This window comes from Corynebacterium sp. MC3, assembly GCF_900099485.1.
Taxonomy (GTDB): domain Bacteria; phylum Actinomycetota; class Actinomycetes; order Mycobacteriales; family Mycobacteriaceae; genus Corynebacterium; species Corynebacterium pseudogenitalium.
Genome location: NZ_LT622812.1, coordinates 55,295 through 79,618, shown reverse-complemented (window position 1 = coordinate 79,618; position 24,324 = coordinate 55,295). Strand labels below are relative to the sequence as shown.

20 protein-coding genes are annotated in these 24,324 nt (G+C 58.3%); 13 read left to right on the top strand and 7 right to left on the bottom strand.

The window, feature by feature from the left end; genetic code table 11:
- Positions 1-36 precede the first annotated feature (36 nt).
- The 3 genes from BQ4436_RS02385 to BQ4436_RS02375 are packed head-to-tail and all read left to right on the top strand — an operon-like array spanning position 37 to position 6,112.
- On the top strand, positions 37-1,668 hold the full coding sequence (locus BQ4436_RS02385; RefSeq protein ID WP_070975397.1) for a class I SAM-dependent DNA methyltransferase: 1,632 nt from the start codon (positions 37-39) through the stop codon (positions 1,666-1,668).
- A complete protein-coding gene (locus BQ4436_RS02380; protein ID WP_070975396.1) occupies positions 1,668-2,837 on the top strand; it encodes a restriction endonuclease subunit S in 1,170 nt (389 codons plus the stop codon). The genes BQ4436_RS02385 and BQ4436_RS02380 overlap by 1 nt, the downstream gene beginning before the upstream one ends.
- A gap of 35 nt (positions 2,838-2,872) precedes the next feature.
- Positions 2,873-6,112 carry a type I restriction endonuclease subunit R gene (locus BQ4436_RS02375; RefSeq protein ID WP_070975395.1) on the top strand — a complete coding sequence of 1,080 codons (3,240 nt, stop codon included), beginning with the start codon at positions 2,873-2,875 and terminating at the stop codon, positions 6,110-6,112.
- 431 nt (positions 6,113-6,543) lie between these two features.
- Here BQ4436_RS02375 and BQ4436_RS02370 read toward each other — a convergent pair whose 3' ends face one another.
- Positions 6,544-8,949, bottom strand: a complete 2,406-nt coding sequence (locus BQ4436_RS02370) for a DUF262 domain-containing protein (protein WP_070975394.1) — start codon at positions 8,947-8,949, stop codon at positions 6,544-6,546.
- 264 nt (positions 8,950-9,213) lie between these two features.
- Positions 9,214-10,425, bottom strand: a complete 1,212-nt coding sequence (locus BQ4436_RS02365) for an IS1249 family transposase (protein ID WP_083329398.1) — start codon at positions 10,423-10,425, stop codon at positions 9,214-9,216.
- 265 nt (positions 10,426-10,690) lie between these two features.
- On the opposite strand from BQ4436_RS02365, the gene BQ4436_RS12410 reads away from it, so the two are divergent.
- The 3 genes from BQ4436_RS12410 (at position 10,691) to BQ4436_RS02355 (ending at position 14,033) form a co-directional block, all read left to right on the top strand.
- Positions 10,691-10,813: a hypothetical protein gene (locus tag BQ4436_RS12410; RefSeq protein ID WP_255366093.1), complete on the top strand. Its 123-nt coding sequence runs from the start codon at positions 10,691-10,693 to the stop codon at positions 10,811-10,813.
- A gap of 63 nt (positions 10,814-10,876) precedes the next feature.
- Entirely contained in the window at positions 10,877-12,907 is a 2,031-nt protein-coding gene (locus tag BQ4436_RS02360) for a hypothetical protein (RefSeq protein WP_143000775.1), read from the top strand.
- A gap of 694 nt (positions 12,908-13,601) precedes the next feature.
- On the top strand, positions 13,602-14,033 hold the full coding sequence (locus BQ4436_RS02355) for a cupin domain-containing protein (protein WP_143000773.1): 432 nt from the start codon (positions 13,602-13,604) through the stop codon (positions 14,031-14,033).
- 14 nt (positions 14,034-14,047) lie between these two features.
- On the opposite strand, the gene BQ4436_RS02350 is transcribed toward BQ4436_RS02355, so the two are convergent.
- Both BQ4436_RS02350 and BQ4436_RS12405 read right to left on the bottom strand, forming a co-directional pair.
- A complete protein-coding gene (locus BQ4436_RS02350; protein WP_070975392.1) occupies positions 14,048-14,479 on the bottom strand; it encodes a DUF488 domain-containing protein in 432 nt (143 codons plus the stop codon).
- A gap of 12 nt (positions 14,480-14,491) precedes the next feature.
- Positions 14,492-14,647 carry a hypothetical protein gene (locus BQ4436_RS12405; RefSeq protein WP_255366092.1) on the bottom strand — a complete coding sequence of 52 codons (156 nt, stop codon included), beginning with the start codon at positions 14,645-14,647 and terminating at the stop codon, positions 14,492-14,494.
- 335 nt (positions 14,648-14,982) lie between these two features.
- Here BQ4436_RS12405 and BQ4436_RS02345 point away from each other — a divergent pair, with 335 nt between their 5' ends.
- On the top strand, positions 14,983-15,495 hold the full coding sequence (locus BQ4436_RS02345) for a GNAT family N-acetyltransferase (RefSeq protein ID WP_070975391.1): 513 nt from the start codon (positions 14,983-14,985) through the stop codon (positions 15,493-15,495).
- Positions 15,496-16,251: 756 nt separating this feature from the next.
- Here BQ4436_RS02345 and BQ4436_RS02335 read toward each other — a convergent pair.
- Entirely contained in the window at positions 16,252-16,452 is a 201-nt protein-coding gene (locus BQ4436_RS02335; protein ID WP_070361681.1) for a hypothetical protein, read from the bottom strand.
- Between the two features lie 295 nt (positions 16,453-16,747).
- On the opposite strand from BQ4436_RS02335, the gene BQ4436_RS02330 reads away from it, so the two are divergent.
- The 4 genes from BQ4436_RS02330 to BQ4436_RS02315 all read left to right on the top strand — a co-directional run bounded on the left by BQ4436_RS02330 (position 16,748) and on the right by BQ4436_RS02315 (position 19,548).
- Positions 16,748-16,972 carry a helix-turn-helix domain-containing protein gene (locus BQ4436_RS02330; protein ID WP_070361682.1) on the top strand — a complete coding sequence of 75 codons (225 nt, stop codon included), beginning with the start codon at positions 16,748-16,750 and terminating at the stop codon, positions 16,970-16,972.
- Positions 16,973-17,124: 152 nt separating this feature from the next.
- The gene (locus BQ4436_RS02325) at positions 17,125-18,486 is read left to right on the top strand and encodes an amino acid permease (RefSeq protein ID WP_070975389.1); all 1,362 of its coding nucleotides are present in this window, start codon (positions 17,125-17,127) and stop codon (positions 18,484-18,486) included.
- A 70-nt stretch (positions 18,487-18,556) separates the two neighbouring features.
- Positions 18,557-18,967 (top strand): helix-turn-helix domain-containing protein, encoded by a 411-nt coding sequence (locus BQ4436_RS02320; protein ID WP_070361684.1) that lies wholly within the window; start codon positions 18,557-18,559, stop codon positions 18,965-18,967.
- Positions 18,964-19,548 carry a PIN domain-containing protein gene (locus BQ4436_RS02315; protein ID WP_070975388.1) on the top strand — a complete coding sequence of 195 codons (585 nt, stop codon included), beginning with the start codon at positions 18,964-18,966 and terminating at the stop codon, positions 19,546-19,548. Before BQ4436_RS02320 ends, BQ4436_RS02315 begins: the two co-directional genes overlap by 4 nt.
- A gap of 221 nt (positions 19,549-19,769) precedes the next feature.
- On the opposite strand, the gene BQ4436_RS02310 is transcribed toward BQ4436_RS02315, so the two are convergent.
- Positions 19,770-21,503 (bottom strand): ATP-binding protein, encoded by a 1,734-nt coding sequence (locus BQ4436_RS02310; RefSeq protein WP_070975387.1) that lies wholly within the window; start codon positions 21,501-21,503, stop codon positions 19,770-19,772.
- A gap of 541 nt (positions 21,504-22,044) precedes the next feature.
- Here BQ4436_RS02310 and BQ4436_RS02305 point away from each other — a divergent pair.
- Positions 22,045-23,001, top strand: a complete 957-nt coding sequence (locus tag BQ4436_RS02305) for a diaminopimelate dehydrogenase (protein ID WP_070975386.1) — start codon at positions 22,045-22,047, stop codon at positions 22,999-23,001.
- 130 nt (positions 23,002-23,131) lie between these two features.
- On the top strand, positions 23,132-23,929 hold the full coding sequence (locus BQ4436_RS02300; RefSeq protein WP_255366091.1) for a hypothetical protein: 798 nt from the start codon (positions 23,132-23,134) through the stop codon (positions 23,927-23,929).
- 217 nt (positions 23,930-24,146) lie between these two features.
- On the opposite strand, the gene BQ4436_RS12150 is transcribed toward BQ4436_RS02300, so the two are convergent.
- On the bottom strand, positions 24,147-24,290 hold the full coding sequence (locus tag BQ4436_RS12150) for a hypothetical protein (RefSeq protein ID WP_176754794.1): 144 nt from the start codon (positions 24,288-24,290) through the stop codon (positions 24,147-24,149).
- Positions 24,291-24,324 lie beyond the last annotated feature (34 nt).

Here is a 24,324-nt window from a genome sequence, read left to right as displayed (position 1 = left end):
TCAAAAACACAAACACCGTTATATATAAGGAGAAAAATGACCAACTCAGTCAAGGATGAGCAGAACGTAGAGTCTGCCTCCGCCACCACCCTCAAAGAGCTCAAGGACACTTTATGGAAGGCAGCAGACAAGCTGCGCGGTTCCATGGACGCCTCTCAGTACAAGGACATCGTCCTAGGACTGGTGTTCCTCAAATACGTCACTGATGCTTTCGACGCCCGGCGCGCAGAACTGCGTGCCGAAGGCGAGGAGCGCGGCGATAGCGAAGAGTACATCCAGGAAGACCTGGAGGATATCGACGCTTACCGTGAGAAAAACGTCTTCTGGGTCGACCCCATCGCTCGCTGGACCTTCCTGCGTGACAACTCGAAGGGCAAGACGGCCGACGCCGGCCAGGAGTACCAGTCCATCGGCAAGCTCATCGATAACGCGATGAAGCAGCTCATGCTGGACAATGAGTCCCTGTTAGGTACCCTGCCCACCAACTTCGCCTCGGATAGCGTTGACCAGCGTCGTTTGGGCGAACTCATCGACTTGTTCAGCACCACCCGCTTCACTTCGGAGGGCCCAGAACGCGCACGCGATTTGCTGGGTGAGGTCTATGAATACTTCCTCGAGAAGTTCGCCCGCGCTGAGGGCAAGCGTGGCGGTGAATTCTACACCCCGCGCCCTGTCGTACGTACCCTCGTGGAAATCCTGGAGCCGACCCAGGGTCGCGTCTACGACCCGTGCTGTGGCTCAGGCGGCATGTTCGTGCAGGCCGAGAAGTTCCTCGAGACCACAGAGAAGGACCGCACTGCTCTGGCCATCTACGGTCAGGAGCTCAATGAGCGCACGTGGCGCATGGCCAAGATGAACCTGGCCATCCACGCCATTAGCTCTGCCGGCTTGGGTGAGCGCTGGGCCGACACCTTCGCCCGTGACATCCATCCGGATAAAAAGATGGACTACGTCATGGCCAACCCACCGTTCAACATCAAGGATTGGTCGCGCAACGAGGAAGACACTCGCTGGAAATACGGCGTTCCGCCCAAGCGCAATGCAAACTTCGCGTGGATGCAGCACATTATCTCCAAGCTCACCCCTCAGGGTGAAGCCGGCGTCGTCATGGCCAACGGCACGATGACGTCGAACTCCTCCGGTGAAGGCGATATCCGCAAGGCCATGGTAAAAGACGACATCGTTTCCTGCATCATCGCACTTCCTGCGCAACTCTTCCGCGGCACGCAGATTCCGGTCTGCGTCTGGTTCTTCGCCAAGGACAAGAAGGCAGGTTCCAAAGGCTCCATAGACCGCACCAACCAGGTGCTCTTCATCGATGCCCGCGAGCTCGGCCACATGATTGACCGCACGGAGCGCACCTTCAGCGACGACGACATCCAGAAGATCGCCGACACCTTCCGTCTCTGGCGCGGCCGCACCTCCGCCCCAAAGGACGAGGCCTACGAAGACATCGCCGGCTTCTGCAAGTCCGCGTCCCTCGACGACATCCGCGACGCCGATTTCGCCATGACCCCCGGCCGCTACGTCGGCTTCGCCGAAGCCGAAGAAGACGACGAGCCCATCGACGAGAAAATCACCCGCCTCACCAACGAGCTCACCGCCGCGCTTGACGACGCCGCCCGCCTCGACAAGGTTGTGCGTGAACAGCTGGGGAGGTTGAAGTAATGAATACCTTGACCATGCGCGAGCTGACCAAGTTCGCAATCGGCGGTGGCTGGGGAGCAGAAGAACTTCAGGACGACACAAACGAAGTTACGGTCATTCGAGGCGCAGATTTCCCGGCTGCGGCTCTCCAAGATATTTCTTCGGCTCCAATCAGATTCGAAAAATCCTCTAGAATCCCAAACCGAGTTCTGAATCCAGGCGATATTGTCCTTGAGGTTTCAGGCGGTACAAAGGATCGCCCAACCGGTAGAACGATCTTTATTACGCAAAAGATGGTTAACGATGCAGCTAGTCCTTTAATTCCTGCTAGCTTCTGCCGACGTCTCGCAATTGACACAGAAAAAGCGGAACCCCACTTTGTTTATTACTGGCTCCAGAATATGTATGCCACAGGACAAACGTGGAATTACCAAAACCGATCCACCGGCATTGCAAACTTTCAATTCGAGCAGTTCCTCGACCGCGAGGCCGTCCGTTTGCCAAACCGGCAAGAACAGCTGAAAATCGCTCATTTGCTTGGAGCTCTCGACGATAAGCTTGCCGCAAATCAACGTACGATTCGAGATTGCGAATCTTTATCCGAAGCCTTATTCCGAAAGACCTCAGCCACCGCTGATACAACAACCCTCGGAAAGGAGCTTGAGCTACACTACGGCAAAGCACTCCCCAAGAAGTCTCGAATCCCTGGCAAAGTTGCGGTAGTAGGTAGCGGTGGTATCTCAGGTTTCCATAATGAAATGCTACTAGATGGGCCTTCGATCATTGTCGGCCGCAAGGGAACAATAGGTACGGTTCATTGGATTTCTGGCCCAAACTACCCAATCGACACCACATTTTGGGTTGAGTCCAAACGACTCCCCCTCGAGTTGCTCTATTTCTTGCTGAAATCCTGTGACTTCGCATCCATGAATACTGATTCAGCTGTTCCAGGGCTGAATCGAAAAAACGCTTATCAAGTTGCAGTTCCATGGATTAGCGAAGATTCTGCCAGCGAGATTGGACCGTTGCTCAAAACACTTCGGGCCCGTCAAGAGCATGCCCGGAAAGAAAACCAAGTCCTCGCCCGCACCCGCGACGAACTCCTTCCCCTCCTCATGAGCGGCCGAATTACGGTCGGTGAGGCGCAGGACGCTGCGGACGTTGTGGGCACGGTGGCGTCGGAAAGCTAAGCACCCCTACCCCTACAACCCCAAAGGAGAAGCTCATGTTGAGCGAAGAATCCCTCGAACTCATTGTTCAGGACCACCTGGCTGAACTGGAATGGCAGGCCGGCCACGGTCCGGACTTTGCGCCGGGCTCCGGCGAGCGCGACACGTGGAATGACATCGTGCTGCGCGGGCGTCTGCGCAATGCCGTGCGCAACCTCAACCCGGGCGTGCCGGAGGAGTACCTCGACCAGGCGATTGGTGAGGTCATCACGCCGAAGTCACAGTCCTCGATTGCGGAGAACCGGCGCATTCACCAGATTTTGGTGGAAGGCTACCGCGGTATCGAGTACATCGACCACGAAGGCAACGTCCAGAACCCAACCATCTATTTCCTGTCCTCACAGCCGCACAAGAACGACTATTTGTCGCTCAACCAGGTCACCGTTGCGAACCTTGATGGGGAACGTCGCTTTGATGTGGTCTGCTACGTCAACGGCATGCCGCTGGCATTCATTGAGCTGAAGAGGACGGGCGCGAATACCTCCGTCGAGGGCGCGTACAACCAGCTGCAGACGTACGTCAAGGAATTCGGCATGGCCTTCCGCTTTGCCAATATTGTGATTCCTTCGGATGACCTCAGCGCGAAGTACGGTACGCCGTTTACTCCGTGGAACCACTTTGCGCCGTGGAACGTGGATGAGAACGGCAGCCCGGTAGACCCCAACAACATGGTTGTGGCCGGCGAGCCGGTCACGCAACTGGACCTGCTGCTTGATGGTCTGTTTAATGTGGAGCGCTTTGGACAGCTCTACAGCGACTTCACGGCGTTCGATGACACGGCTGAGGGGCTAGTCATGCGCATCGCGAAGCCGCACCAATACTTCGCGGTGACCAAGGCTGTGGGTTCCACAATCACGGCGGCGCGCGGCGACAAGCGCGCGGGCGTCATCTGGCACACGACGGGTGCGGGCAAGTCCATGGAGATGGAGCTCTACACCGCCAAGATTATGCGTCGGCCGGAGATGCTCAGCCCGACCGTCATTGTGCTCAATGACCGTACCGAGCTAGATGAGCAGCTCTTCGAGACCTTCAACCGGTCCACCATCCTGCCGGAGGCACCGCGCAATATCGAGTCGCGTACTGAGTTGCGTGAGCTGCTGTCGCAGAAGACCTCCGGTGGCATCTACTTCTCCACGCTCCAGAAGTTTGGCTTGAATGGAAAGGGCGAGCTCCGCGAAAAGGAGCACCCGTTGCTCTCTGACCGAAGCAACATTGTGGTCATCGTTGATGAGGCACACCGCTCCCACTATGGCTTTGGCGACACCGCGGCTGACGGCTACGCACAGCACCTACGCAATGCGCTGCCGAATGCCACCATGTTGGCGTTTACCGGTACCCCGCTCAAGGAATGGGACCGCAACACGCGCAAGGTCTTCGGCGATGACGTCGACATCTACGACATGAACCGCGCCGTCGAAGATGGTGCCGTGGTGCCCGTGTATTTCGAGCCGCGCCTCATCCCGCTCAAGCGCATTGCTGGGATTACCGATGACGAGATTGATGACACCGCTGAGGAAGTGCTCACGGGTCTCGACGAGGTGGAGCGCGACCGGATTCAGCGCTCCGTCGCAGCCTTGGAAATCATTTACGGTTCCGACGACCGATTGGATGCGCTCGCTGAGGACTTTGTTCGCCACTGGGAAGACCGTCGCGAGAACATGCGGGAATTCATCGGTGCACCGGGCAAAGCCATGATCGTGACCGCCACGCGTTCCATTGCAGCACGCCTCTACTCCAAGATCGTGGCACTGCGCCCTGAGTGGCATTCGGATGCCGATGACAAGGGCAAGATCAAGGTCATCTACTCTGCCGCGCCGTCCGACCCGGATGAGCTCAAGGTCCATATGCGCCGCCCGAGTGCGCTCAAGGCAGTGAAGAACCGCATTAAGGATGTCGACGACGAGCTGGAAATCGCCATCGTTCAGTCTATGATGCTCACCGGCTTCGATGCGCCGCCGCTGCACACGCTCTACATTGACCGCTCGCTCAAGAGCGCGCTGCTCATGCAGACCCTCGCCCGCGTCAACCGCACGTTCCGAGGCAAGCAGGATGGTCTCCTTGTCGCCTATGCTCCGCTGGTCGAGAACCTGGAGAAGGCGCTGGCTGAGTTCACGCTCAACCCCTCCGACGACGGTACGAAGGTCACGGGACAGGACGTCGAAGAAGCGCTCAATCTGGCGAAGGGCTTCCTGGCTCGTCTCGACGACATTGTGGGAATCGAATGGAAGAACACCGCTTTCATCGATGATGTCAACCTTCGTCGTGCCTTGCTCGATGTCACTGGTTTCCTTCGCAATCCAAGAACCGAAGGCAACTACGACCCCGAGAAGCCAAACGCGCGTCCCGTCGCTGATGAGTTCAAGCGTCAGGCTGGAAGGCTCGCGCGTGCATGGGCGCTTGCGTCCAACAGCCCTGCCGCCGATGAATTCCGTCCGAGCGTGCGGTTCTACTCCGAGGTCAAGAACTGGCTCATCAAGCTCGATGCGGGCGACCGCGTGGCCAATGGCGAGCCGATTAGCGACTCCATCCGCAACGCCCTAGGCAAGCTGGTCGTTGATTCGGCTGAGGCCACCGGTGTCATCGACATCTACCGCCAGGCCGGGATTGAGATTCCGAACTTGCAGGATCTCACCGTCGACCTGTTCAAGGACAAACAATCCCCCTCTGAGGTCTCGTTGCTCATCGATGCGTTGCGCCGCCAGCTCCAGCAGGAAGCCCGCACCGCCACAGGCAACAACGAGCTGCGCTCCAAGCAGTTCTCCGAGAGGATCACCGAGCTGATGAATCGGTACACCAATCAGCAGCTCACGGCCGCTGAAATCATCGCTGAACTCATCCGCCTGTCCAAGGAGATTGTCAAGGAAAGCAAACGCGGTGAACAATTCACCCCGCCACTGGGCAATGACGAGCTCACCTTCTTCGACGCGGTGTCGACAAACGAATCCGCAACCGAGCTCATGGACGACGAAGTTCTTGCTGAAATCGCACGCCAGCTCGTTTCCATGCTGCGTCGCGATGCCAAGACCGACTGGACAGTACGTGATGACGTACGTGCGAAACTACGCCGTTCGGTCCGCAGGTTGCTACGCGACTACAAGTATCCCCCGGACAAGGCGCCGGAGGCCATCAAGCTCGTGCTTGAACAGATGGAGAAATTCGCGCCAAGGTATTCAGCGGCGGTGTGCGAACAAGGTGACGCTACCTTCCCGGCGGTGCTTTCGCCTCGCTGCTACTAGGTTGGCAGGCACGAGCCAGGAAAGACATGATGAGCAACGACAAGTTTGGATACACGGTGGGCTGTACACGTTCGGCAGATACAGCTCGGGGTTGTTTATTGGCTCTTCCGGTTTTAGAGCCACCAAAATCTAGTTTGACCAAGCGAGGCAGGCCGCCGTGACGCACCCGGCCACGAGCATGAGGGTAGCGTTGCCAGCGGAGAGGTATCGGCTGACCAGAACGGTAAAGCGGCGTACAGCCCAGACACTGATGGCACTGGCAATCCCGCATACGCGGGGTGTTCGAGGATGACTTTCCTAACCTACCTCCAGCCACAACCTCCCCACCCCATTACTCCCATCTGCAATTCTGTTCACAAATTCCCGACACCGCTCGTGTCGACTATCCCTTCCCCAACAGACCTCGCCGACGCACCCCTGTGGCAGCCACCTCAGAACGCCTCCAGCCTCCGCACCCACTGGGCGAGCGTGCCGTCGATAATCGCGTCGTGGATCGTGGTAGGCCCAACTAACCGAGCTGCCTGGATGATCATCTGGATCACCGAAAGTGCCTGCAGCTCCGTGGCCGTTTCCGTCGGAACCTGCTCGGCGATCTCCGGCAGCGACAAATTCGAAACCTCCGCGTCCGGTGTCGCCGGCGCGTACTTCGCAAACTCCTCCGTGAACTGGGCTCGAAGCGCCTCAGTGTCCTCCAGCGGTGCCTGCAACTCGGCGGCTTCATCAAGCTCGGCGACGAACTTCAATAGTCCGGCGTACTTCGCCACAGGCTTTTCAGGCTCGTCTGCTGCATCTTGCTCGGTGGCTCGGAACCGGAACTCGAGGTCGTTGGTGTCTAGGTCGAGTCGGTCGAAGATGAAGCGTAGCAGCCCCATTTTTGTCGAGGTGCTATTGCCGACGTCGACGGCGAGGGCGTCGTCGACAACTCGCCGGCCGCGTGGCAGGTCCGCCGGGTCGAACTCGGTATGTAGTAGCGCGGCATCATTGGAGAGGGCGAGGAGTTCGGAACGGTGGTCGCGAAGGAGGTGCTGGATCAGGGCAACAACCATGTCTACCCAGCTCTCTACCGTTTTGGAGAAGTCTTGGTATTTGAATCCAACGATCCACCGCCCGGTGAAGTCGCCTGAGTCCCCCATCACTTCGGTGGGGAGCACGGTTTGGGGCGGGGTGAACGTTGTCGTTGGCATGCGCCAGTAGTTCAGGGCGGCGGTGACGATGTCTTCTGTGCGTTGCTGCATCTCGGCTTCGCCCCAGGTCGTGGTCTCTTTGAGTCGGCGGTTGAGGCGGTACGGGGAGGAGTCGAAGCCTTTGTCGGTGTCCTTCTTTACGGCAAATGACTTGTTGGAGTAACTGGAGTTGTAGCCGGTCACGGTCAGGTTGCCGATGCGGTGTAACCACTCATCATGGATACGTTTCGCATCGTGGCCCAGTTCTGCAGCCCACTCTTTTGTGAGCGTTTGCGGCATGATGTGTTCGATGGAAATGTCGCCGTTTTCGAGTTTTTGGGCGATGTCGCGGGTATCTTGCGAGTTGCCGTTTTCGAGGATGTCGTAAATGTAGTTCCGCCACTGGGCCTTGATGTTGTACATGTTTCGCGTCTCCAGCGCGGCTTGTACTTCGCTATCGGTAGGGATACGGCCGTTGCCTGTGCGTCGCCCCAACACATACGCGTATACGTCAGCGAACCGGTCATCCTCTTTACGCAGTTTTGTGGTCTCGGAGTAGGCCGTCGCAAAGATCTTATTCAACGAGTTCGTTGCCATCTCGATGATGAAGCGGCGCGCAATAAACGATTCAGTAATGCGAAGCACGTCGCAGAAATCATCCTCAGTGATGCGGTTGGCGTGAACATCGCGCAGCACAGGCATCAGGAACGGCAAGGTCACACCGCCGAGAATGGGCTGCATACGCCGCAGAATACGATCTGCCTGCGCAAACCCGGTACTCGATTCCTGAATCTCCCTGTAATACCGAGAAAATTCGTAGAGCTCCTCCAGCACCTCCTTTGTTCCGGTGCCTTGGCGCTTTGTGAAGCGTTTGAACTCCTCGTACACATCCTTCTCGCGCGGCGTACGAGAATTCTTCGTCGTTAGATACCGGCGAATAAACGCTGACGTGCGGAACTTTGCATTCGTCTCGATGGGGTTCCACAAGTTCTCGTAGAGCTTCTCCTGCACCTCCACCGTGTGCCCCATCAGAATGAAGTTGCGCACTTTATCGGCCTCAGTCAGGTCCAAGCCCGTCGAGTTCAACGACTCAAAAACTCGCTGCGGATCGTCATCTTTGTCCAGCTCAAGCAGCATCACCTGCAGCTTTTCGACGGCCCCCCAAATCTCATCCGCCGTATATTTCGTCGCCCGCAGCCGGTCCTGAAAGTACTTGAAGTTCGCCGTAATATTCGACGCCGCCACGTACCTCGACGGCTCCCCAAACAGTGCATCATACGCCTTCTTGTCATTCTTGACCGGCTTGAGCTTGAACCGGACTTCCTGCCGTTGATCACCGATCATGAGGAAGGAATCGACAATCTTCACACCCAAGGATTCGTCATCAGCCTGGATGTCCCCGTTCTCGATCGCCTTCGCCAGCGCGAGCATCAAAATGCTGACGGTGGTGAGGCGCTGCTGGCCGTCGATAACTAGCCACTCAAACGACGCCCCGCCGCCGACAATCGCACCAAAGAAGTGAGCCTCCCGCCCCTCACGAATGATCTCCTCCAAGTCATCGAAGAGCTGCGCGCAATGCTTCGTCTGCCAGTCGTAATTGCGCTGGTACACGGGAATAATGAGCTCACGATGTTGGCCATCAAACACTTGGATGATCGGGCGTGCGCCTTGCATGGAAACCTCTCGACTCGTTGTAAGTGCGGTTGGTCTCAGTGTAGCTGGGGTGGTTGGGTGCCATCATCACCTACGGCGCGTCGTCTTGACTCAATGTCGAAGTCCATGTATCTTTGAGTCATCAAGCCGCGAGGCAAATAGGCTCTGGCCCTCGAGAAATCGGGGGCCATCTTTTATTTCCGCAGCCCGTTGCGCTCCATCTGGCTTAAGGGACATTTTGTGTGTTTTTACGGCGTGTCGCGATAAGGGACATTTTGTGTGTGTTTAGCTGCGTCCAGTCCACCCTTTTCTCACGCCTAAGCTGGGGTTCCACTGATGATCAATGCCGGTATCGAATTCTTTCGGCCGCCCATCCAGGTGACCGCGGCGTTGTAATTCTTCTCTGGCCCACGCAGCTCGTGCGGCCTTCTCGCCGACGCGTCCGAAGTCTTGTTGCCGGGCAAGCTCAAGAGGCGGTACCGGGTCTTGCGTGTGCATGTATAGCCACCAGTCCATGGTGATGCGTTGATGTTCATCGAACATGCCACGGTGCTGGCCAGCTTTGTCTTTGAGCTGCTTGTTTATCCCGCCTTCTAACAGGTTCGTGGTGGCTTTTACATCTTGTGTCACGCCCTCTGGTGGGGCGAGGAAGACAAAGAGTTGGTCGTCTTGGATGAGCTTTTCAAACCTGCGTAGTGCACGGCGTGCATTGCGGTGGGTGTACCACCATTGTTGGGTGTCGTTGACCCATGTTGGTACTTGACCTTGGGGGATATCACGGCGATAGGTGCGTTGTTTGAGCCAGTCGTCAAAGGTGATGCGGGTGGTGTGTACGGCTGCGATAAACCGTGCGGCATCGTCGGTATCAGCAACGTTGACGAGCATGTAGCCAAGCTTGCGGATTGCTTTATGTGCTGGGTGGATCGGGTTTTTACTGATATCGCTAAACGTGTTGCGTTGTACGTGGACTAGGCAGCGCTGGATGGCTACGTGGGGCCATTTACTCCGGATTGCTTTTAAGGCTCCTCCTGAGCCGTCAGTGGTGATGATTAGCGGTGGGGCGATCTTGTCGAGGAGTTTGAGGTACTCCGATGAGCTTTCCCGCAAACACCAGTGCCAGGCAATGACGTGTGTGTCCGTACATGCAACGAGCAGGCATTTCTTGTGGAAGTAGGTGCCGTCGATAAAGACTTGGTCGTAGACGCGATATGGGTCTGTCATGTTGGGCACGGTGATAAACCACAGCAGTTGAAACCATCTGGTTAAGGTGCGTCTGGTCACCTTGTGTCGTTGAGCGACGCGGTCTGCGGGTTCCCCGGAAAGGATCCAGTCGAGAAAGATTTTGAAGTGGCGTACATCGTTGGTGCGGGCGCGGGGGTTGATTGTGGATGCGTTGCAGTTCGGGCAGCGCCAGCGTTGTGTGCCTGCGGTTGTGGTTCCGTTTTTTATCAGTGTGTGGCCGCATAGTGGGCAAGACGGCCGGTTTGTGATTGCCATAGCAATTGGCCTTACCGCACCACGGTCGGAGCCTATACCACAGGTGTGGTGGTATTCGGTGTTGATTTCTCGAAACGGGCGAATGGAACTGTTTTGGAAACCATATCGGACTGTTAGGCGAGGTCATCCCAGGAAACCGGATAGATTTATACACACAAAATGTCCCTTAAGCCCTCCATCTGCAATTCTGTTCACAAATTTCCGACTCCGCGCTCGACGCCTATCCCTTCCCCAACAGACCTCGCGGGTCCCCTATCCTGCCCCCATGCCTACGGTCCGCTGCGCCACGCCCGCCGACCTCGGAATCTTCCTCACCGACCCGGACCACGCTGCCGGGCTCGTCGAGGATGTCCGTGACCTGGGTGTGAGGCGGAGCGGGCGTCGATAAGCAAGATCCGAAAGCGTAGGATATTCTACGTAAGTTTCCAGGTATTTGCGAGGAGAAAACGGTATGAACCGGAAGAAACTAGTTGCGATGTGTGGTGCCATCGCTATTGCGTGCGGGTCAATTACTGCGGTGGGTGGCCCGGTGGCGGGCGCGTACGTGGAGAAGCAAGACACGACGGGAATGGAGCCGAGCCCCGATGTGACTAACCCGGCGAAGATTCCGGCTGTGGACGTGAACGTCGAAACGGATAAGACGGACGGGGTCAAAGCTGGCGACACGTTTAATGTAACGATTTCGGGAACAGCGGAGGCGCCGTTTCCTGCTGGGGACGCAGCTGCTCAACCTGGTCAATCCAACATTCAAGGCTTCACTGTTGAGGTAACACTGCCGGACGGCATCGAGCTTGCCGACCGCGCAGGAGTAAACATCAACGGCCAGTCTTTGGGGACTCAGGGGTTTAATGAACTCCCATCAGGTTCGTACGAAGTAGACCTTCGCGGCGCTATGGGCGAGAAAGGCAACTTCCAGATCACCGTCCCCGTCAAAGCAACGAAAGATGCTCCCGCGGGTGAGACTTTGACGTTTTCTGGCGCTGCCCAAGCGCTGATTAATCCGGAGTTCTCTTTCGACGCTGTCCCGGGTAAGCGTACTGTTTCGCCTCAGGAAGTTGACGGCAAGTGCACCTGGATTGCCAAGACGGAATACGAACTCCACGCTGGTGAATACGGCGCCTGGCTTACCGAGCTTTTCCTCGGCGTCACCGACCCAGCCAATGTTCAGCTTGGCGACGCCACCATTACCATTTTTGACGCCGACGGCAAGAAGGTCACCGGCAAAGCTGGTGAGTTCGACGCTGAGGGACGGTTGACAGACCCGAGAACGTTGGAGAAGCGCAATGAGCAGTATAAAAACACGACTTGGCAGCAAACTTACGACTGGGGTTTGAACCTCAATCGCGCCGACCTGAACAAAACGCTTGGGCAGGTGTTCCTTCCTAGCGGTAGCCGCGTAGTCATCGAGCAGCCCGTATACGATAACCAGCGTCATTGTTCGATGACGGAGGTGTACCCGTCGGATATTTACAGCAGCTACGTCGGCGGCGTCATCATGAACCCAATCAAGCGTGAGATCGCCAAGACCCAAATCTCAGCGCCGGAAGCCCCGACCTCGCCTGCCGAGACGCCAACGCCCACCGTAACTACGACGGCAACTACGACGGCGACTACCACCGCAACCACCACGGCAACGACGACCGCAACCACCACGGCGACGACCACGGCGACGACGACTGCGACGACGACCGCAGACTGCGATTGCTCTCCAACGACGGTGACTGAGACCGCGACGACGACGGAGAAGGCCCCTGAGCCGACCACCGAAACCGCCACGGTGACCACCAAGGAGATCACCCCGACCACCGTTACGAAGAAGGTCCCTGAGCCGACCACCGAAACAACCACGGTGACCACCAAGGAGACCACCCCGACCACCGTAACGGCCACAGCAACCGAGACCACTACGACGACCACCACAACGACCGAAAAGGCCACGGAGACCGTCACGACCACTGTCACCACGACTCCGGTTGCTCCGGCGGACCCGCAGGATCCCACGCCGACCGTCACCGCAACGTCGACCACGACCGCGCCTGGCAAGACTGCCGAGCGCTGCTTCGCTAACGCGATTGCGTCGCCGTTGTTCTATTTCGTGCCGGTTGGTGTGCTTGCGGCGGTTGGCGGCGAGCTCGCCCGCCCGTACGCCGGTGCGCTGAATGAGCAGCTCGCACGTATCAATGCGGATATTCAGGCAGCGTTCCAGCAGGATTCGCCAGATCGCGGTCGCAATGGTCGCGCCCCGCGTAACGACGACCCCTCCGCCGCCCTCCGCGCCCAAATCGCGGACGCGAATCGGAGGTTCCAGGAGATTGCTTCTGACCCGAACGTCCAGCGTATCGGCACGGTCGCCGCAGTGATCTTCGGTTTAGCTGCCGCCTCCGCCATCCTTTACGACTGGTGCTCCTCCGAACCCGGCAAAGCCTTCACCGCCATCGAGGGCAGCAGTGCCGCGGAGCATTTCCTGAACCGGAACCGCTAACCCCCTGCCCTGCCCCAACCGGAAGCGGGATACTAGTGAACTGAATTGAGCGGCGACTGTGTAGTGCCTCAACCCCATTACTCCCATCTGCAATTCTGTTCACAAAATCCCGACTCCGCTGGAGGCAACTACTTCAGAAGGCCTACAGCCTCCGCACCCACTGGGCGAGCGTGCCGTCGATAATCGCGGCATGCAACATAGCGGGGCCAACGATCCACCGCCCGGTGAACTCGCTTGAGTCCCCACCGCTTCGGTGGGCAGCATGACTTGGGGTGGGGTGAATGTCGTCGTTGGCATGCGCCGCAGAATCTGGTCGATCGCAGTGCAGTTGGGGTGATTCGGCCCCATCATCACCTACGGTGGGTCGTGTTGACTCAATTTTGACTAGCGGGCGTCGATGAGTAGCTCGGTTGCGTAATTCTTTGACCGCAAGCGCCTGGCCTTGGAAACGCCTGCGATTAGTGGAGTTTTGGCCATAGGATGAGAGGTTCGGCTCAAGCGCTTCATTCCAGAGAACAACGCGAGCATTACGTTCGCCCGCATGTGGCTTGGAGAGAAGATGCACCCACTGACCAAACGTCAGCCCCGCTAACGAGTCATCCTGCGTACGCCACACGCTGCGGACTGAGCCGATAACATGGTGCGTAAACGCCCAGACGCCACTACCCCCGATATCCCAAAGATTGGATCAACGATGTCTCAGCCAAAAGACGACCTACCTGTCAACCGCCCCGAAGTGTTTGGTGCTGCAGACTCGGCAGACTCGACCGACCACGCCACCTGCATCCAGACGATCAACGCCGTTGCTCCGCGGCCAGACAATGCGCGACCGGGCGTCAAGCGACTGCTGCAGGGCGACGGCGCGAACCTCATCGTCTTCAATTTCTGCCCTGGCCAGACGCTGCCGGATCACAAGGCGGCCCACCCGATCACCGTGCAGTGCCTCAACGGCTCGCTGGAGTTCGAGTGCGGCGGCGAGCGCTTCCCGCTGAAACCAGGCGAAGTCGTCCACTTGCGCGCGTACGTGCCGCACGCGGTTTACTGCCCGGATAACGCCCTGTCGGCGGGCAACATTTTGCTGCTCAGCATGCTTACGGGCGAACGCCACGGCGAGCAAGACAGCTAAGCCCAAACACAACCCTAAAGGTGCACGATCTCCACGTCGTCCCAAACTTCGGCGAGGTACTCGGCGGCAACTAACCGGTGGCAGGTAGAGGGGTCGGCTTCGGAGCAAAGCAGCACGGCGTCGTCAAAAAGCGAGCGGTCCAGAGACGAAACCTTCCCAGCGTCGTACTCCTCGCGCAGCTGCTTCGAAAACTCATCGAAGCCAACCTCGTCATGCCGATACGCGTGCATCAGATCCGCCGACGGCGCGAGAGCGAGCTCGTGCGTGTACGGCATGTCCAGGATGACCCGCAGGAAGTAGCGCAGGTCGTCCTTCTTGGTAAACCCGGCGAGCTGGTTCGTGTTCGAGCGGCGAATATCCACCACGCGCCGCACGCCGGACTCGCGCAGAATGTCGAAGAACTCCTCCGCGCTCTTGTGTGAAAACCCGAGTGTGTAAATTCGCATAATCCTCCTAGATCACGAAGCCTTGCTAGCGAGTCGCTCGGCAGCGTTGACCATGTTCTGGGTCATGAGGCAGGCGTCGGTAAAGCCTTCGACGAACACCTGCGTCTTGCCCGCGGCCACCGCGTCGATCGAAAGGGCTTCAGGCTTGGGCGCAAGTGCATCAGTCACGCAGCCCACGGTACCGCAGGGACTCTTGCTTATCGACGCCCCACTGCCCCACCAAACGTCTCCCGCTGTGCCCTCGCGTTGCTCCACCCGGCGCAGCGGCGCTACCCGCAGCCTCCATACCCCACACCCGATGCCATTCAGCGTTGATTTCTCAAAACTGGCGGATGGAACTGTTTTGAAAACCATATCGGATTGTTGGTCGAGGTCACCCCGGGAAACCGGATGGATTTATACACACATAATGTCCCTTAAGCCCGGATTACTCCCATCTGCAATTCTGTTCACAAAATCCCGACTCCGCTCGTGACGCTTATCCCTTCCCTTATCCTGTCCCCATGCCTACGATTCGCCGCGCCACGCCTGCCGACGCCGACGCCCTCGTCGAACTATCCACCACCACGTTCACGGAGACTTTCGGCCACCTCTACGACCCGGCCGACCTGGAAACCTTCCTCACCGAAGCCTACGACCTGCAGAAACACAAAACCCTCCTCGCCGACCCAGACCACGCCATCTGGCTCGTCGAGGACAACGGCGCCCTCGTGGGCTACGCGCTGGTCGGCCCCTGCAGTCTCCCCCACCCGGACGTCCTTCCCGATGACCGCGAACTTAAACGCCTCTACCTCCTTGCCGATCACCAAAAGTCCGGCCTCGGCTCCACGCTCATCGAGCTTGTCCTCGACTGGATTGGTCCGCGTACCGCGTGGCTCGGGGTCTGGTCGCAAAACTTTGGGGCGCAGCGCTTCTATCACCGCTACGGCTTCTCCAAGGCCGGCGAGTACTTCTTCAAGGTCGGCAATCACCGCGACCACGAGTTCATTTACCGACGCCCCGCGTCCTGTTGCTAATCCGCTGGGTTTAATCTCGAACGATTTTGGCGTCGTTATCCGACGGACATTCCCAGCTTTCGGGTACGGGCATCTGGAACTCATTCACGAGTATCTCGTATGCCGTCTTCTGCTTGAAAAAAAAAACGGCTGCTGTTTGGATCTTTCGCCATTTCAAGCGTGACTTTTTTTAGGTGCGTCTTCCATCTGCCTAGATCGGTATCGAGGTTGAACTCCTGGCGGAGGCTCTCTAAGACATCTTCCAATGACGGGCGGAAACGGTGCCCACCAGTAGGGAAATGGATTTTTGAGAGTCGAGGGAATTCCGAAGTAAATTTCTTTATCTTCTGATCGTTCGTTGAATCCAACTTCTTTGTTAGGCCTAGAAGGTGGGCTACTTCGTCCCGATGCGCGTGAACGTGGAAGTGCGAACTCGGTCTGTTGCTTTTGTTGCGGTCGTACTCAACTCTGAAAAGCGGTTCGTCGTTTGATTTTGCTTGAGTGTGAACAGCGAAGCTGGAGTTCTCCACGGCCAAGAAACTGTGAGTTGAATCCCAGGTGCATTTAAACGTCGGACGCAATCCGAGTATTACGTGCCCGTTCCAAGATAGAGGAATGATGCCTACACGGTCCTCTATCTGCTTTAGGCGGATCGAAATGCTGCCGTTCTCAACTATTTTGCTACTAAACTCAAAATGCTGTCCGGTGAAGGCTTCCACCGTAGCGGCGAGGTCTGCGCTGAACTCGGCGACCAGGGCCTGTAATTGCTCAGCGTTTTTAGTCATCGCCAAGGAGCCAGCGCAGTTCCGAAACACGCTCCCACACGGCGAATTCACGGGGTGTGAGATTGTAGTTGTCCGCACGCTCTTCAAACTCTTCGAACGAGTCCCCAGAAAGGGATTCGATCGACTTTTTGAGTTCAGCAAGCTCATGACGTGCAGCTTCTTTCGACAGATTTTCAACGAGCGGGGCGGTCATGATCGCTCCTTTCGGGTAGGGCAAGTGAAAATTGAAAATGAACTATATGCCTTTATCTTAACTTTGCAAAAGACAAACGGATCCTGCCACCCCCAAACGATATGGAACAACCGTGCGATATGTTTCTGGATTTTCCTCGTGAATGCGATGCTGACCAAACTCCGTGAAACCGGCACGATCGTGCCGAAACTGCCTCTTGCGCACCACTATTCCGCACAATATACTTCAAAACGGCACGATCGTGCCGAAACTCCAAAAGGCCGAACCCCCCAGAACCGCGACACGAAAGGCCCTCATGTCCCCCACGCCCCGCAGTCTCGGCGAGCAGGCTCGCGAGCAACGCCGTGCCATGCGCCTGACGCAGGCGGACGTGGCCGACCTGTCGATGGTGTCGGAACGGTTCATTCGAGAGTTTGAGCAGGGAAAACGTTCTGTCCGGCTGGATAAGGTTGAGGCCGTGCTGGCTGTGCTTGGTTTGGATGTGGTGGCGGTGCAGCACGTTCCGGAGGCGCTCCGATAGCGAGGCGCAAATCTGTTCACAAAATCGCTAAGGACAGTTTTCGACACCTTCCGCCCAACCCTCCGCGCAGCTGGCCGTCGATAAGTTAGCTCAATTTCATTCATCGGCTAAGGTGTGTGGGGTCACATTATTGTCGAGCGAGAGAGGATTTCATGAGCGAGCGCGCCACGGACCCCGTACCTTTCAGCAGCGAGCACCAGGAGGTTGCCGCTGACGAGTTCGAGCTGGAGAACCTCACGCCGGCGGACAAGCGCGAGATCCGCCGCACGCGGCGAGCCCCGTCTCCGGACGGTAGTACCTGGTCGTGGGCGATTACGCTGTTCGGTACCGCGGTCGGCGCCGGAATCCTCTTCCTTCCTATCGACGCCGGTTCCTTCGGCTTCTGGCCCCTCCTGCTTGCGACGATCCTGGTTGGGCCAATGGTGTTTTTCTCGCACCGGATGTATTCGAGGATTGTGTCGGCGTCGCCGGTGAAGGGTCTGGACGTGCTGCAGGTCATCACGTCTCTGGCCGGCCGGAAGCGCGGCCTGGCAACGGCGCTGATGTACTGGCTGGCGATCTACCCGATTGTGCTGATTTATGGCGTTTCGGTGACGAACACGATGGACAGTTTCATCGTGAACCAGATGGGCGGCCCGCACATTGACCGTTGGCTGCTGGCCACGATTTGTGTCGGCGTGATGACGGGCGCCTACGCCCTCGGCAAGAAGGCGACGCTGTGGTTCGCGAATCTGCTGGTGTATCCGCTGATCGTGGCGCTCGCTGCCGTCTCCCTGTACTTGATTCCGTACTGGGATCTGGAGAGTTTCATGGCGTACAAGTCGGATGTGCCGCTGTGGAAGGCGATGCTGTTTGTGCTGCCTGTGCTGGTGTTTTCCTTTTCGCATATGGCGGCGGTGTCGCAGTCTGCGTTGGATGTGCAGAAGTCGCATGACGGTGATGTGGCCGGTACGGAGAAGGAGGTGTCCAAGATTGAGTTGATTACTTGTACCCTCCTGGTCAGCTTCACGATGTTCTTCGTCTGGTCCTGCACGCTCGCCCTCGGCGCGGATGGCATGTCCGCCGTGCGCGAGGAGAACATTCCGGTCCTCTCCTACTTCGCCAACACGACGAATGCCCCGTTCATGGCGGTGGTGACCCCGGTGGTCGCGCTGTGTGCGATTGCGTCGTCGTACTTTGGGCACATGCTTGGCACGGAGGAGGGCACGCAGTACCTGTTGCGTGCGGTGGCGCCGAATGCGACGGAGAAGTGGAATCCGCGTGCGGTCCGCGCGGGCATCTATCTCTTCGTCTTCGTATCGACGGTCGCTGTCGCCATCTTCAACCCGTCAATCCTGGATTTGATTTCGGTCGTCGGCGGTATCTTCATTACTTTGCTGGTCTACATCGTGCCGATGCTCCTGTTCCGCCACGCGACGGCCTTCCGCCACTACGCGAACCAGCCGGAGGCCATCTTCGTGTTCGGCCTGGGCATCGTGATCATTTGCGTGACGGTCTGGCAGATGGTGGCGTAGTACGGCGGGTTGCACGTTTATGGTGTGGATGTTACAGTTATAAGTGTAAACTCTCTGGAGGTGAAGCGCTGTGACAACGAAAACTAATCCGGCAATTGAGGTCACTCAAGCTGTCGAGCAGCAGGCCAGCCAGGTCGTGGCTAACCCCGAAACGTTTCATGATGCCGTGCGCGGTACGTTTCCACCTGCATTAGCCTCATTTATCGAGTCCATCTTGGCCAGGGTCGCGCGCGGAGAGAGCGTCGCGCTTTCCCGCCCCTCCGAGATACTCACCACCACTGAGGCCGCTGAGTATCTCGGGATCTCTCGGCCGACTCTGATGAAACGGATTCGAGAAGGCGAAATCGATTACTTCAAAGCCGGGTCACACACGCGGCTTCGCAGGGAAGACGTCGTCGCATACTTGCAGCGGTGCCGTGCGCGCGCACGTCACGAGTTCGATGCGATTCGAGAGCTTGATAATGAGATCGAAGGCCTGTGAGTATTCCAGTCCTTTTTGACGCTAACGTCTGGTACTCGCGCACTCTCACCGACTGGTGCTTCCTTCTCTTCCTGGGCTCGGATAAAGATGTCGAGCCACCATTCTTTCCAGTGTGGACCGAGGATATTATCGCCGAAGCTCAGTATCATTTGCGCAGAAATAACCCACACGCTCCCGAGGGTGCTATTTCAAAACGCTTCAAGCGAATTCGCGGTGCGTTGGCGGAATGGGAAATCTCCGGTTTTGTTGTTGGTAATTATGGGTACGCGGACATTCATGATCATCACGTTCTCAGCGCTGCCGTGGCTGGCAACGTCCAGTGCGTCGTCACCAGCGACAGGGGACTCGTTGACTATGTCGACTCACAGCAGTTTCTGTTTGACTTGCTGACTCCGGATGATTTCTTTTGCCACATTTTTGAGGCGTTCCCAGGGCTTTGTAAGAGGGTAGCGCAGGAAAACGAGGCTTATTGGGAGAAGGTAAAGGGCGTCAAAGCGGCGGACCGGCCGATAACTGCCGTAATGCTAGAGCGCTCGGGCTGCCCGAATTTCGCAACGGTTATTGATTCGGTTTTAAGATAGTGGGCACGGTCGGTGCCGTGCAGCAAATTCCATTGTGGACTGTTTGCGACCTGGACGTTTCAGAATCGCTCCTCCACCCCGGTAGGTAAAACCCCAGGTAATTCTTTTTAGGACCATTTTAAGGCTCTGAAAGATATCGGAAAGATATCACGCGCCGAGAAGTGGCAATTCTGGCCGTTCGTGCAGGTTAGAGAATTGTTTCGATATCTTTCTATCTCTTTCTACGCCCGAATCCAACGGGTGCCGCGGCCGCGCGGAGGACCATCCGGGTCGATCTTCGCGCGCCCGAGGCTGCGTAAGTGTCGAAGGATCCGGCCTGCTTCGGCGACGCTGACACCGGTCTGGTCGGCGATGTCGGCGGATTGGAGTGCGGCACCGTCGTGGAGTTTGGCCTCGATCCATTCCTGGACGCTTACGGTGGCGAGGTCGCCGGGTTGTCCCAGGTTGAGGAGTTTCCGGGCTTCGCTGCTGAGGGTCCACTCGTCGGCGTCGGTGACGGGGTCGAGAAGGCTGCGGGCGACGAGGTCGTCCATAAGCTCATGTACTTCGAGGGAGCTGAACTGGGTTTTCTGTGCAGCCGTTGTTGCTGTAATGAGCGGCGCGGAGTTGAGGTGCCAGAGCACAATCAGTGCCGCAACACTATCGACGACCTCCTCGCCGAAACGCTCCGAAAGCTTCCGCAAGCCCTTGATGAAGTTGGTATCTGGCTGCTGCGCTGCTAGTACCACCTGCACATTTGCCTCGGTGGCGGTTACCTCCGGGGCGCTGCGGCCGGTGCGGATCATGGTGGCCCACATGCGGTCGAAACCGCGCGAGCTTTCCTCGGCGAGGCCAAGGGTCCGCATCGCCGCCATGAGCCGGTTGTTTCGGGGGACTGAGGGCGTCGATAATAATGTGTCAACTGTTACTCCTGGTGGGAGAGGTCCCGGGGAAGTGATCTTGAGCGTGCGGTTCGTTTGCTCGACCACGACTGGGCCGGGCAGGCGCCAGTCGCGGTGAATGAATGCGTTCGAGACGGCCTCGTCGACTGCCTGCGACGGGAACCTACTGATGGCGACTTCCTCACCGTCATCGAATTGCACCCTCTCAATTTCGCGGTCACCATTTTCCGCAATCAGACGTCGCAGGCGTGGCAACGCGAGCAGCAGAGGGTCTGAAATGAGCGTGGCCTGCGGTTCTTGCCCTGGGATGCTGCGCCACAGGTGGCGGACCACCACGTCTGTCGGGTTTGGTTGGGCGAGGAGGATTTCGGCGGCGCGCTTGAGTTGGCCGTCGTCACGCATGAGCCCGAGCTCTCGAAGCAGGCCAGTGGTGGTCTGAGGGGTTGCCGCGTCCGAGCCCCGCGAGCGGCGATGCTCCCGCAGCATCCGCCGCGCCTCCTCGATGACGGGAAGTTGCAGGTCATCGATAGTGATATCGGCTGTGTCGTTCGAATAGTCAGGGTCTCGCCGCGCGGCATCAATCGCTCGGCGTAGCTCCTCTGTCATCGGCTGGCACGAGAACTGCGAGTCCGCCGTCCGCCTTTTCGCCGCGCCATCACCCCGCGTGTACAGTGCACGAGCCTCCGGCACGTGAATTACCACAAGCCGAGTGCCCCACGCATGCACCGCTGTGACCTGCACATTCATGTTCGGCTTCGTGCCATTGAAGATCCGCCGAGCAATGTCCTCCTCGCCCAGCTCAGTGCCAGTGAATGCGCCCGCGCCGGGAGTCCGGTCCGCAACGCCGACAACAATGTGCCCCGTCGCCGCCTCGCTGTTGGCCATACAAATAGCCTCATTCAACAGCTTCTCGACGAGCTTCGCCCTCCCGCCCTTCCCCTCACGAGCAGTGGGATCCTCCTTGAATTCCAAAATCAGCGACTCTTGCGAGTCCGCCGTCGCTCCATCATGAATCGCCTCCAGCGCTAAACGAACATACGAGGGGAGCGCGTCCCAAGCTGATTCCGTGACCATGTGGCAGATTGTACATTCCCCAGGTAATTCTTTTCGGAGCCAATTTTGGGAGTTGAAAGATATCGGAAAGATATAGGGAGCCTGGAAGCCTCGCCGAAATGTTATTTGTGCAGGTCAGCAATTTGTTTCGATATCTTTCTATCTCTTTCTATATCTTTCGGTGTGAGGGCGCCGGGTGCACCAAATTCCACCTCGCGCAATCAGCGACCTGGCCTTTTACCCTCCAGCCCCGCCAAAAACCCGGGTTCTGGTGCACAGCTAATTGCCAGAAACCCTTTCGCCAGCGGAGCCAGTGCCAAAGGACGCACCCGAAAATTCACGACCTGGGAAAACAGCCGTTTCCAAAACCGAAATTGCGTCCTTTGGCACTCGCTCCCTGTGACCAAGCCACCAGCAAGCCACCAGCAAGCCACCAACCTGCCACCAACCCGTCGTGCGCATTCCCTCACAACCGATGTGCGAGTAAAGTAGGCCCGTAATTTATGGGCAAACAGCCCAGAAGCCACGAGCCCAAAGGGCCACGAGGAAAGGGAGGCGCATTATGCGTGTTGGCATTGTCGGCTATGGAAACTTGGGCAAGAGCGTGGAGCAGCTGGTGAAGCTGCAGGCGGATATGGAGTTGTCGGCGATCTTCTCGCGCCGCAGCAAGCTGGACACGGACACTCGCGTGTTACCGGTGGCGGAGTTCGGACAGTACAAGGACGAGATTGACGTCGCGATTCTGTGCCTGGGTTCGGCGACGGATATTCCGGAGCAGGCGCCGGAGTTCGCGAAGTACGTGCCTACCGTGGACACCTACGATAATCACCGTGACATCCCACGTCACCGCAAGGCGATGGACGAGGTCGCGCGCGAGCACAACACGGTGTCCATCGTTTCCACTGGTTGGGACCCGGGCATGTTCTCGTTGAACCGCGCGATGGCGGAGGCAATTCTGCCGAATGCGCAGCAGCACACGTTCTGGGGCCCGGGCCTGTCGCAGGGTCACTCGGATGCGGTGCGCAGGATTGAGGGCGTCGCGAAGGGTGTGCAGTACACGATTCCTGCGCCGGATGCGTTGGATCGCGCGCGCCGCGGCGAGACCGAGGGTCTCGACGGCAAGTCCGCCCACAAGCGCGTCGTTTACATCGTGCCGGAGGATGGCGCCGACACCGCCGCCATCGAGCACACCATCCGCACGATGCCGGACTACTTCGTCGGCTACGAGGTAGAGGTCAACTTTATTGACGACGCCACCTTCGTCCGCGAGCATTCCGGCATGCCGCACGGCGGCCACGTGATCACCACTGGTGGCGTCGGCGAGAACCACCAGCTTGTCGAGTACACCCTGGAACTCTCCAGCAACCCCGACTTCACCGGCGCCGTCGCCGTCGCGTACGCGCGCGCGGCTGCCCGCCTCGCGGAGGACGGGAAGTCCGGCGCCTACACGGTGTTGGAGGTTCCGCCGTACTTGCTGTCCCCGGTCGCCCTCGATGACCTGATCGCCCGCGACGTCTAACCCACGGGTAGAGGGTGCCGCAAAAGGCCCTTAGAGATTTTGTGAACAGATTTGCACATGCAGATCTGTTCACATTTTTCTGACTCTTCTGGCTACACTTCCTGGAAATAGCATTTTCAGGAGGCCCCCTGTGAAGAAGTTCATTGCCCTGTTTGTGGCGTTCGTACTCGCAATCTTGGCAGCGCCGAGTGCTTCGGCGATCTCCGCGCGTGGCGACGCCGCTTCGCCCCGGTCCGCGGTGGCTGTGGTGCATGCGGGTGGGGGAGTGGAGGCGTCGAGAAATGGGTGGGAGGCGCGGCCGGCCCTGAGCCTGAGCAAGCTCTACCTGGGCTATTGGGTGCTGTACCACGGGGTGCCGCGGCATAAGGCGCTGGTGGAGGAGATGGTGCGCACCTCGAACGATGGCATTGCGGGCACGCTGGATGCTGCGTACCCACAGGCGATTGACGCGATCGCGCGCGACTTCAAATTGAGCGCTACTCAACGGCGTGGGAACTGGGGAGTGGCGAGTACGTCGGCGGTGGACGTCGCGAGGTTTGTGCAGGCCATCCGGCATGATCCGGTGGCCGCGCCGCTGCTGCGCGGCATGGCGCACGCGGCACCCGTCGCTGCCGATGGCTTCCCGCAGAACTACGGCACCTCGAGACTGCCCGGTGTCCAGGGCACGAAGTTCGGCTGGGCCGACGACCGTCGCAGCTCCACCGCGACGGTTAGTTACGGTGCCGGGTTCGCGGTCGCGGTGCTCACGTACGGTGATGTGCATGCGAACACGGTCGATGCGCAGCGTGCCGTCGATACCTCGGTGATGCCGGGGCCGAGCGGTGGCCGACGAGTTGTTGATATGTTGCCGCCGCAGACGCCGAACGAGATCAGGAACCTGGTTCCGAAGCATTGGGAGGTCCCGGCGGGCTCGTCGGTGCCGTGGTAAGGCGAGGTCCTGACCAGCCATTACGAGAATAGAGGGGGCTAATCGTCCAAGGTTTCGACGTTTCAGGAAAACCTTGGGAGATTAGGGGCAGGCGCAATTCTGTTCACAAAATCCCGAGCAAGCTTTTCATCGGCCAATCTCGACACAGAACGCCGAATGGAGCAGCTAGATCAGGCCCCCGGGCATCCGATGCGCATCGGCAAAGTGTCGTGGTGAATTACGGCAGCATTGCAGCGATGTTGGCTGGCAGCATCGGCTCGAGCGCTGGCAGTGCGACTGTGCCGAGGACGCCCGCGATCAGCAGCGCGATAGACGTCCAGAATGCTACTGCGCGTTCATGCTGCGCCACCCTGGTAATCAACCACGGCTCATCGTGGCTGTGTGTGGGGCAGTGG

Excerpts from the sequence above, each read along its gene's own strand:
- BQ4436_RS02385 (WP_070975397.1), top strand. The coding sequence starts at position 37 with ATGACCAACTCAGTCAAGGATGAGCAGAACGTAGAGTCTGCCTCCGCC.
- BQ4436_RS02380 (WP_070975396.1), top strand. The coding sequence starts at position 1,668 with ATGAATACCTTGACCATGCGCGAGCTGACCAAGTTCGCAATCGGCGGT.
- BQ4436_RS02375 (WP_070975395.1), top strand. The coding sequence starts at position 2,873 with ATGTTGAGCGAAGAATCCCTCGAACTCATTGTTCAGGACCACCTGGCT.
- BQ4436_RS02370 (WP_070975394.1), bottom strand. The coding sequence starts at position 8,949 with ATGCAAGGCGCACGCCCGATCATCCAAGTGTTTGATGGCCAACATCGT.
- BQ4436_RS02365 (WP_083329398.1), bottom strand. The coding sequence starts at position 10,425 with ATGGCAATCACAAACCGGCCGTCTTGCCCACTATGCGGCCACACACTG.
- BQ4436_RS12410 (WP_255366093.1), top strand. The coding sequence starts at position 10,691 with ATGCCTACGGTCCGCTGCGCCACGCCCGCCGACCTCGGAATCTTCCTC.
- BQ4436_RS02360 (WP_143000775.1), top strand. The coding sequence starts at position 10,877 with ATGAACCGGAAGAAACTAGTTGCGATGTGTGGTGCCATCGCTATTGCG.
- BQ4436_RS02355 (WP_143000773.1), top strand. The coding sequence starts at position 13,602 with ATGTCTCAGCCAAAAGACGACCTACCTGTCAACCGCCCCGAAGTGTTT.
- BQ4436_RS02350 (WP_070975392.1), bottom strand. The coding sequence starts at position 14,479 with ATGCGAATTTACACACTCGGGTTTTCACACAAGAGCGCGGAGGAGTTC.
- BQ4436_RS02345 (WP_070975391.1), top strand. The coding sequence starts at position 14,983 with ATGCCTACGATTCGCCGCGCCACGCCTGCCGACGCCGACGCCCTCGTC.
- BQ4436_RS02335 (WP_070361681.1), bottom strand. The coding sequence starts at position 16,452 with ATGACCGCCCCGCTCGTTGAAAATCTGTCGAAAGAAGCTGCACGTCAT.
- BQ4436_RS02330 (WP_070361682.1), top strand. The coding sequence starts at position 16,748 with ATGTCCCCCACGCCCCGCAGTCTCGGCGAGCAGGCTCGCGAGCAACGC.
- BQ4436_RS02325 (WP_070975389.1), top strand. The coding sequence starts at position 17,125 with ATGAGCGAGCGCGCCACGGACCCCGTACCTTTCAGCAGCGAGCACCAG.
- BQ4436_RS02310 (WP_070975387.1), bottom strand. The coding sequence starts at position 21,503 with ATGGTCACGGAATCAGCTTGGGACGCGCTCCCCTCGTATGTTCGTTTA.
- BQ4436_RS02305 (WP_070975386.1), top strand. The coding sequence starts at position 22,045 with ATGCGTGTTGGCATTGTCGGCTATGGAAACTTGGGCAAGAGCGTGGAG.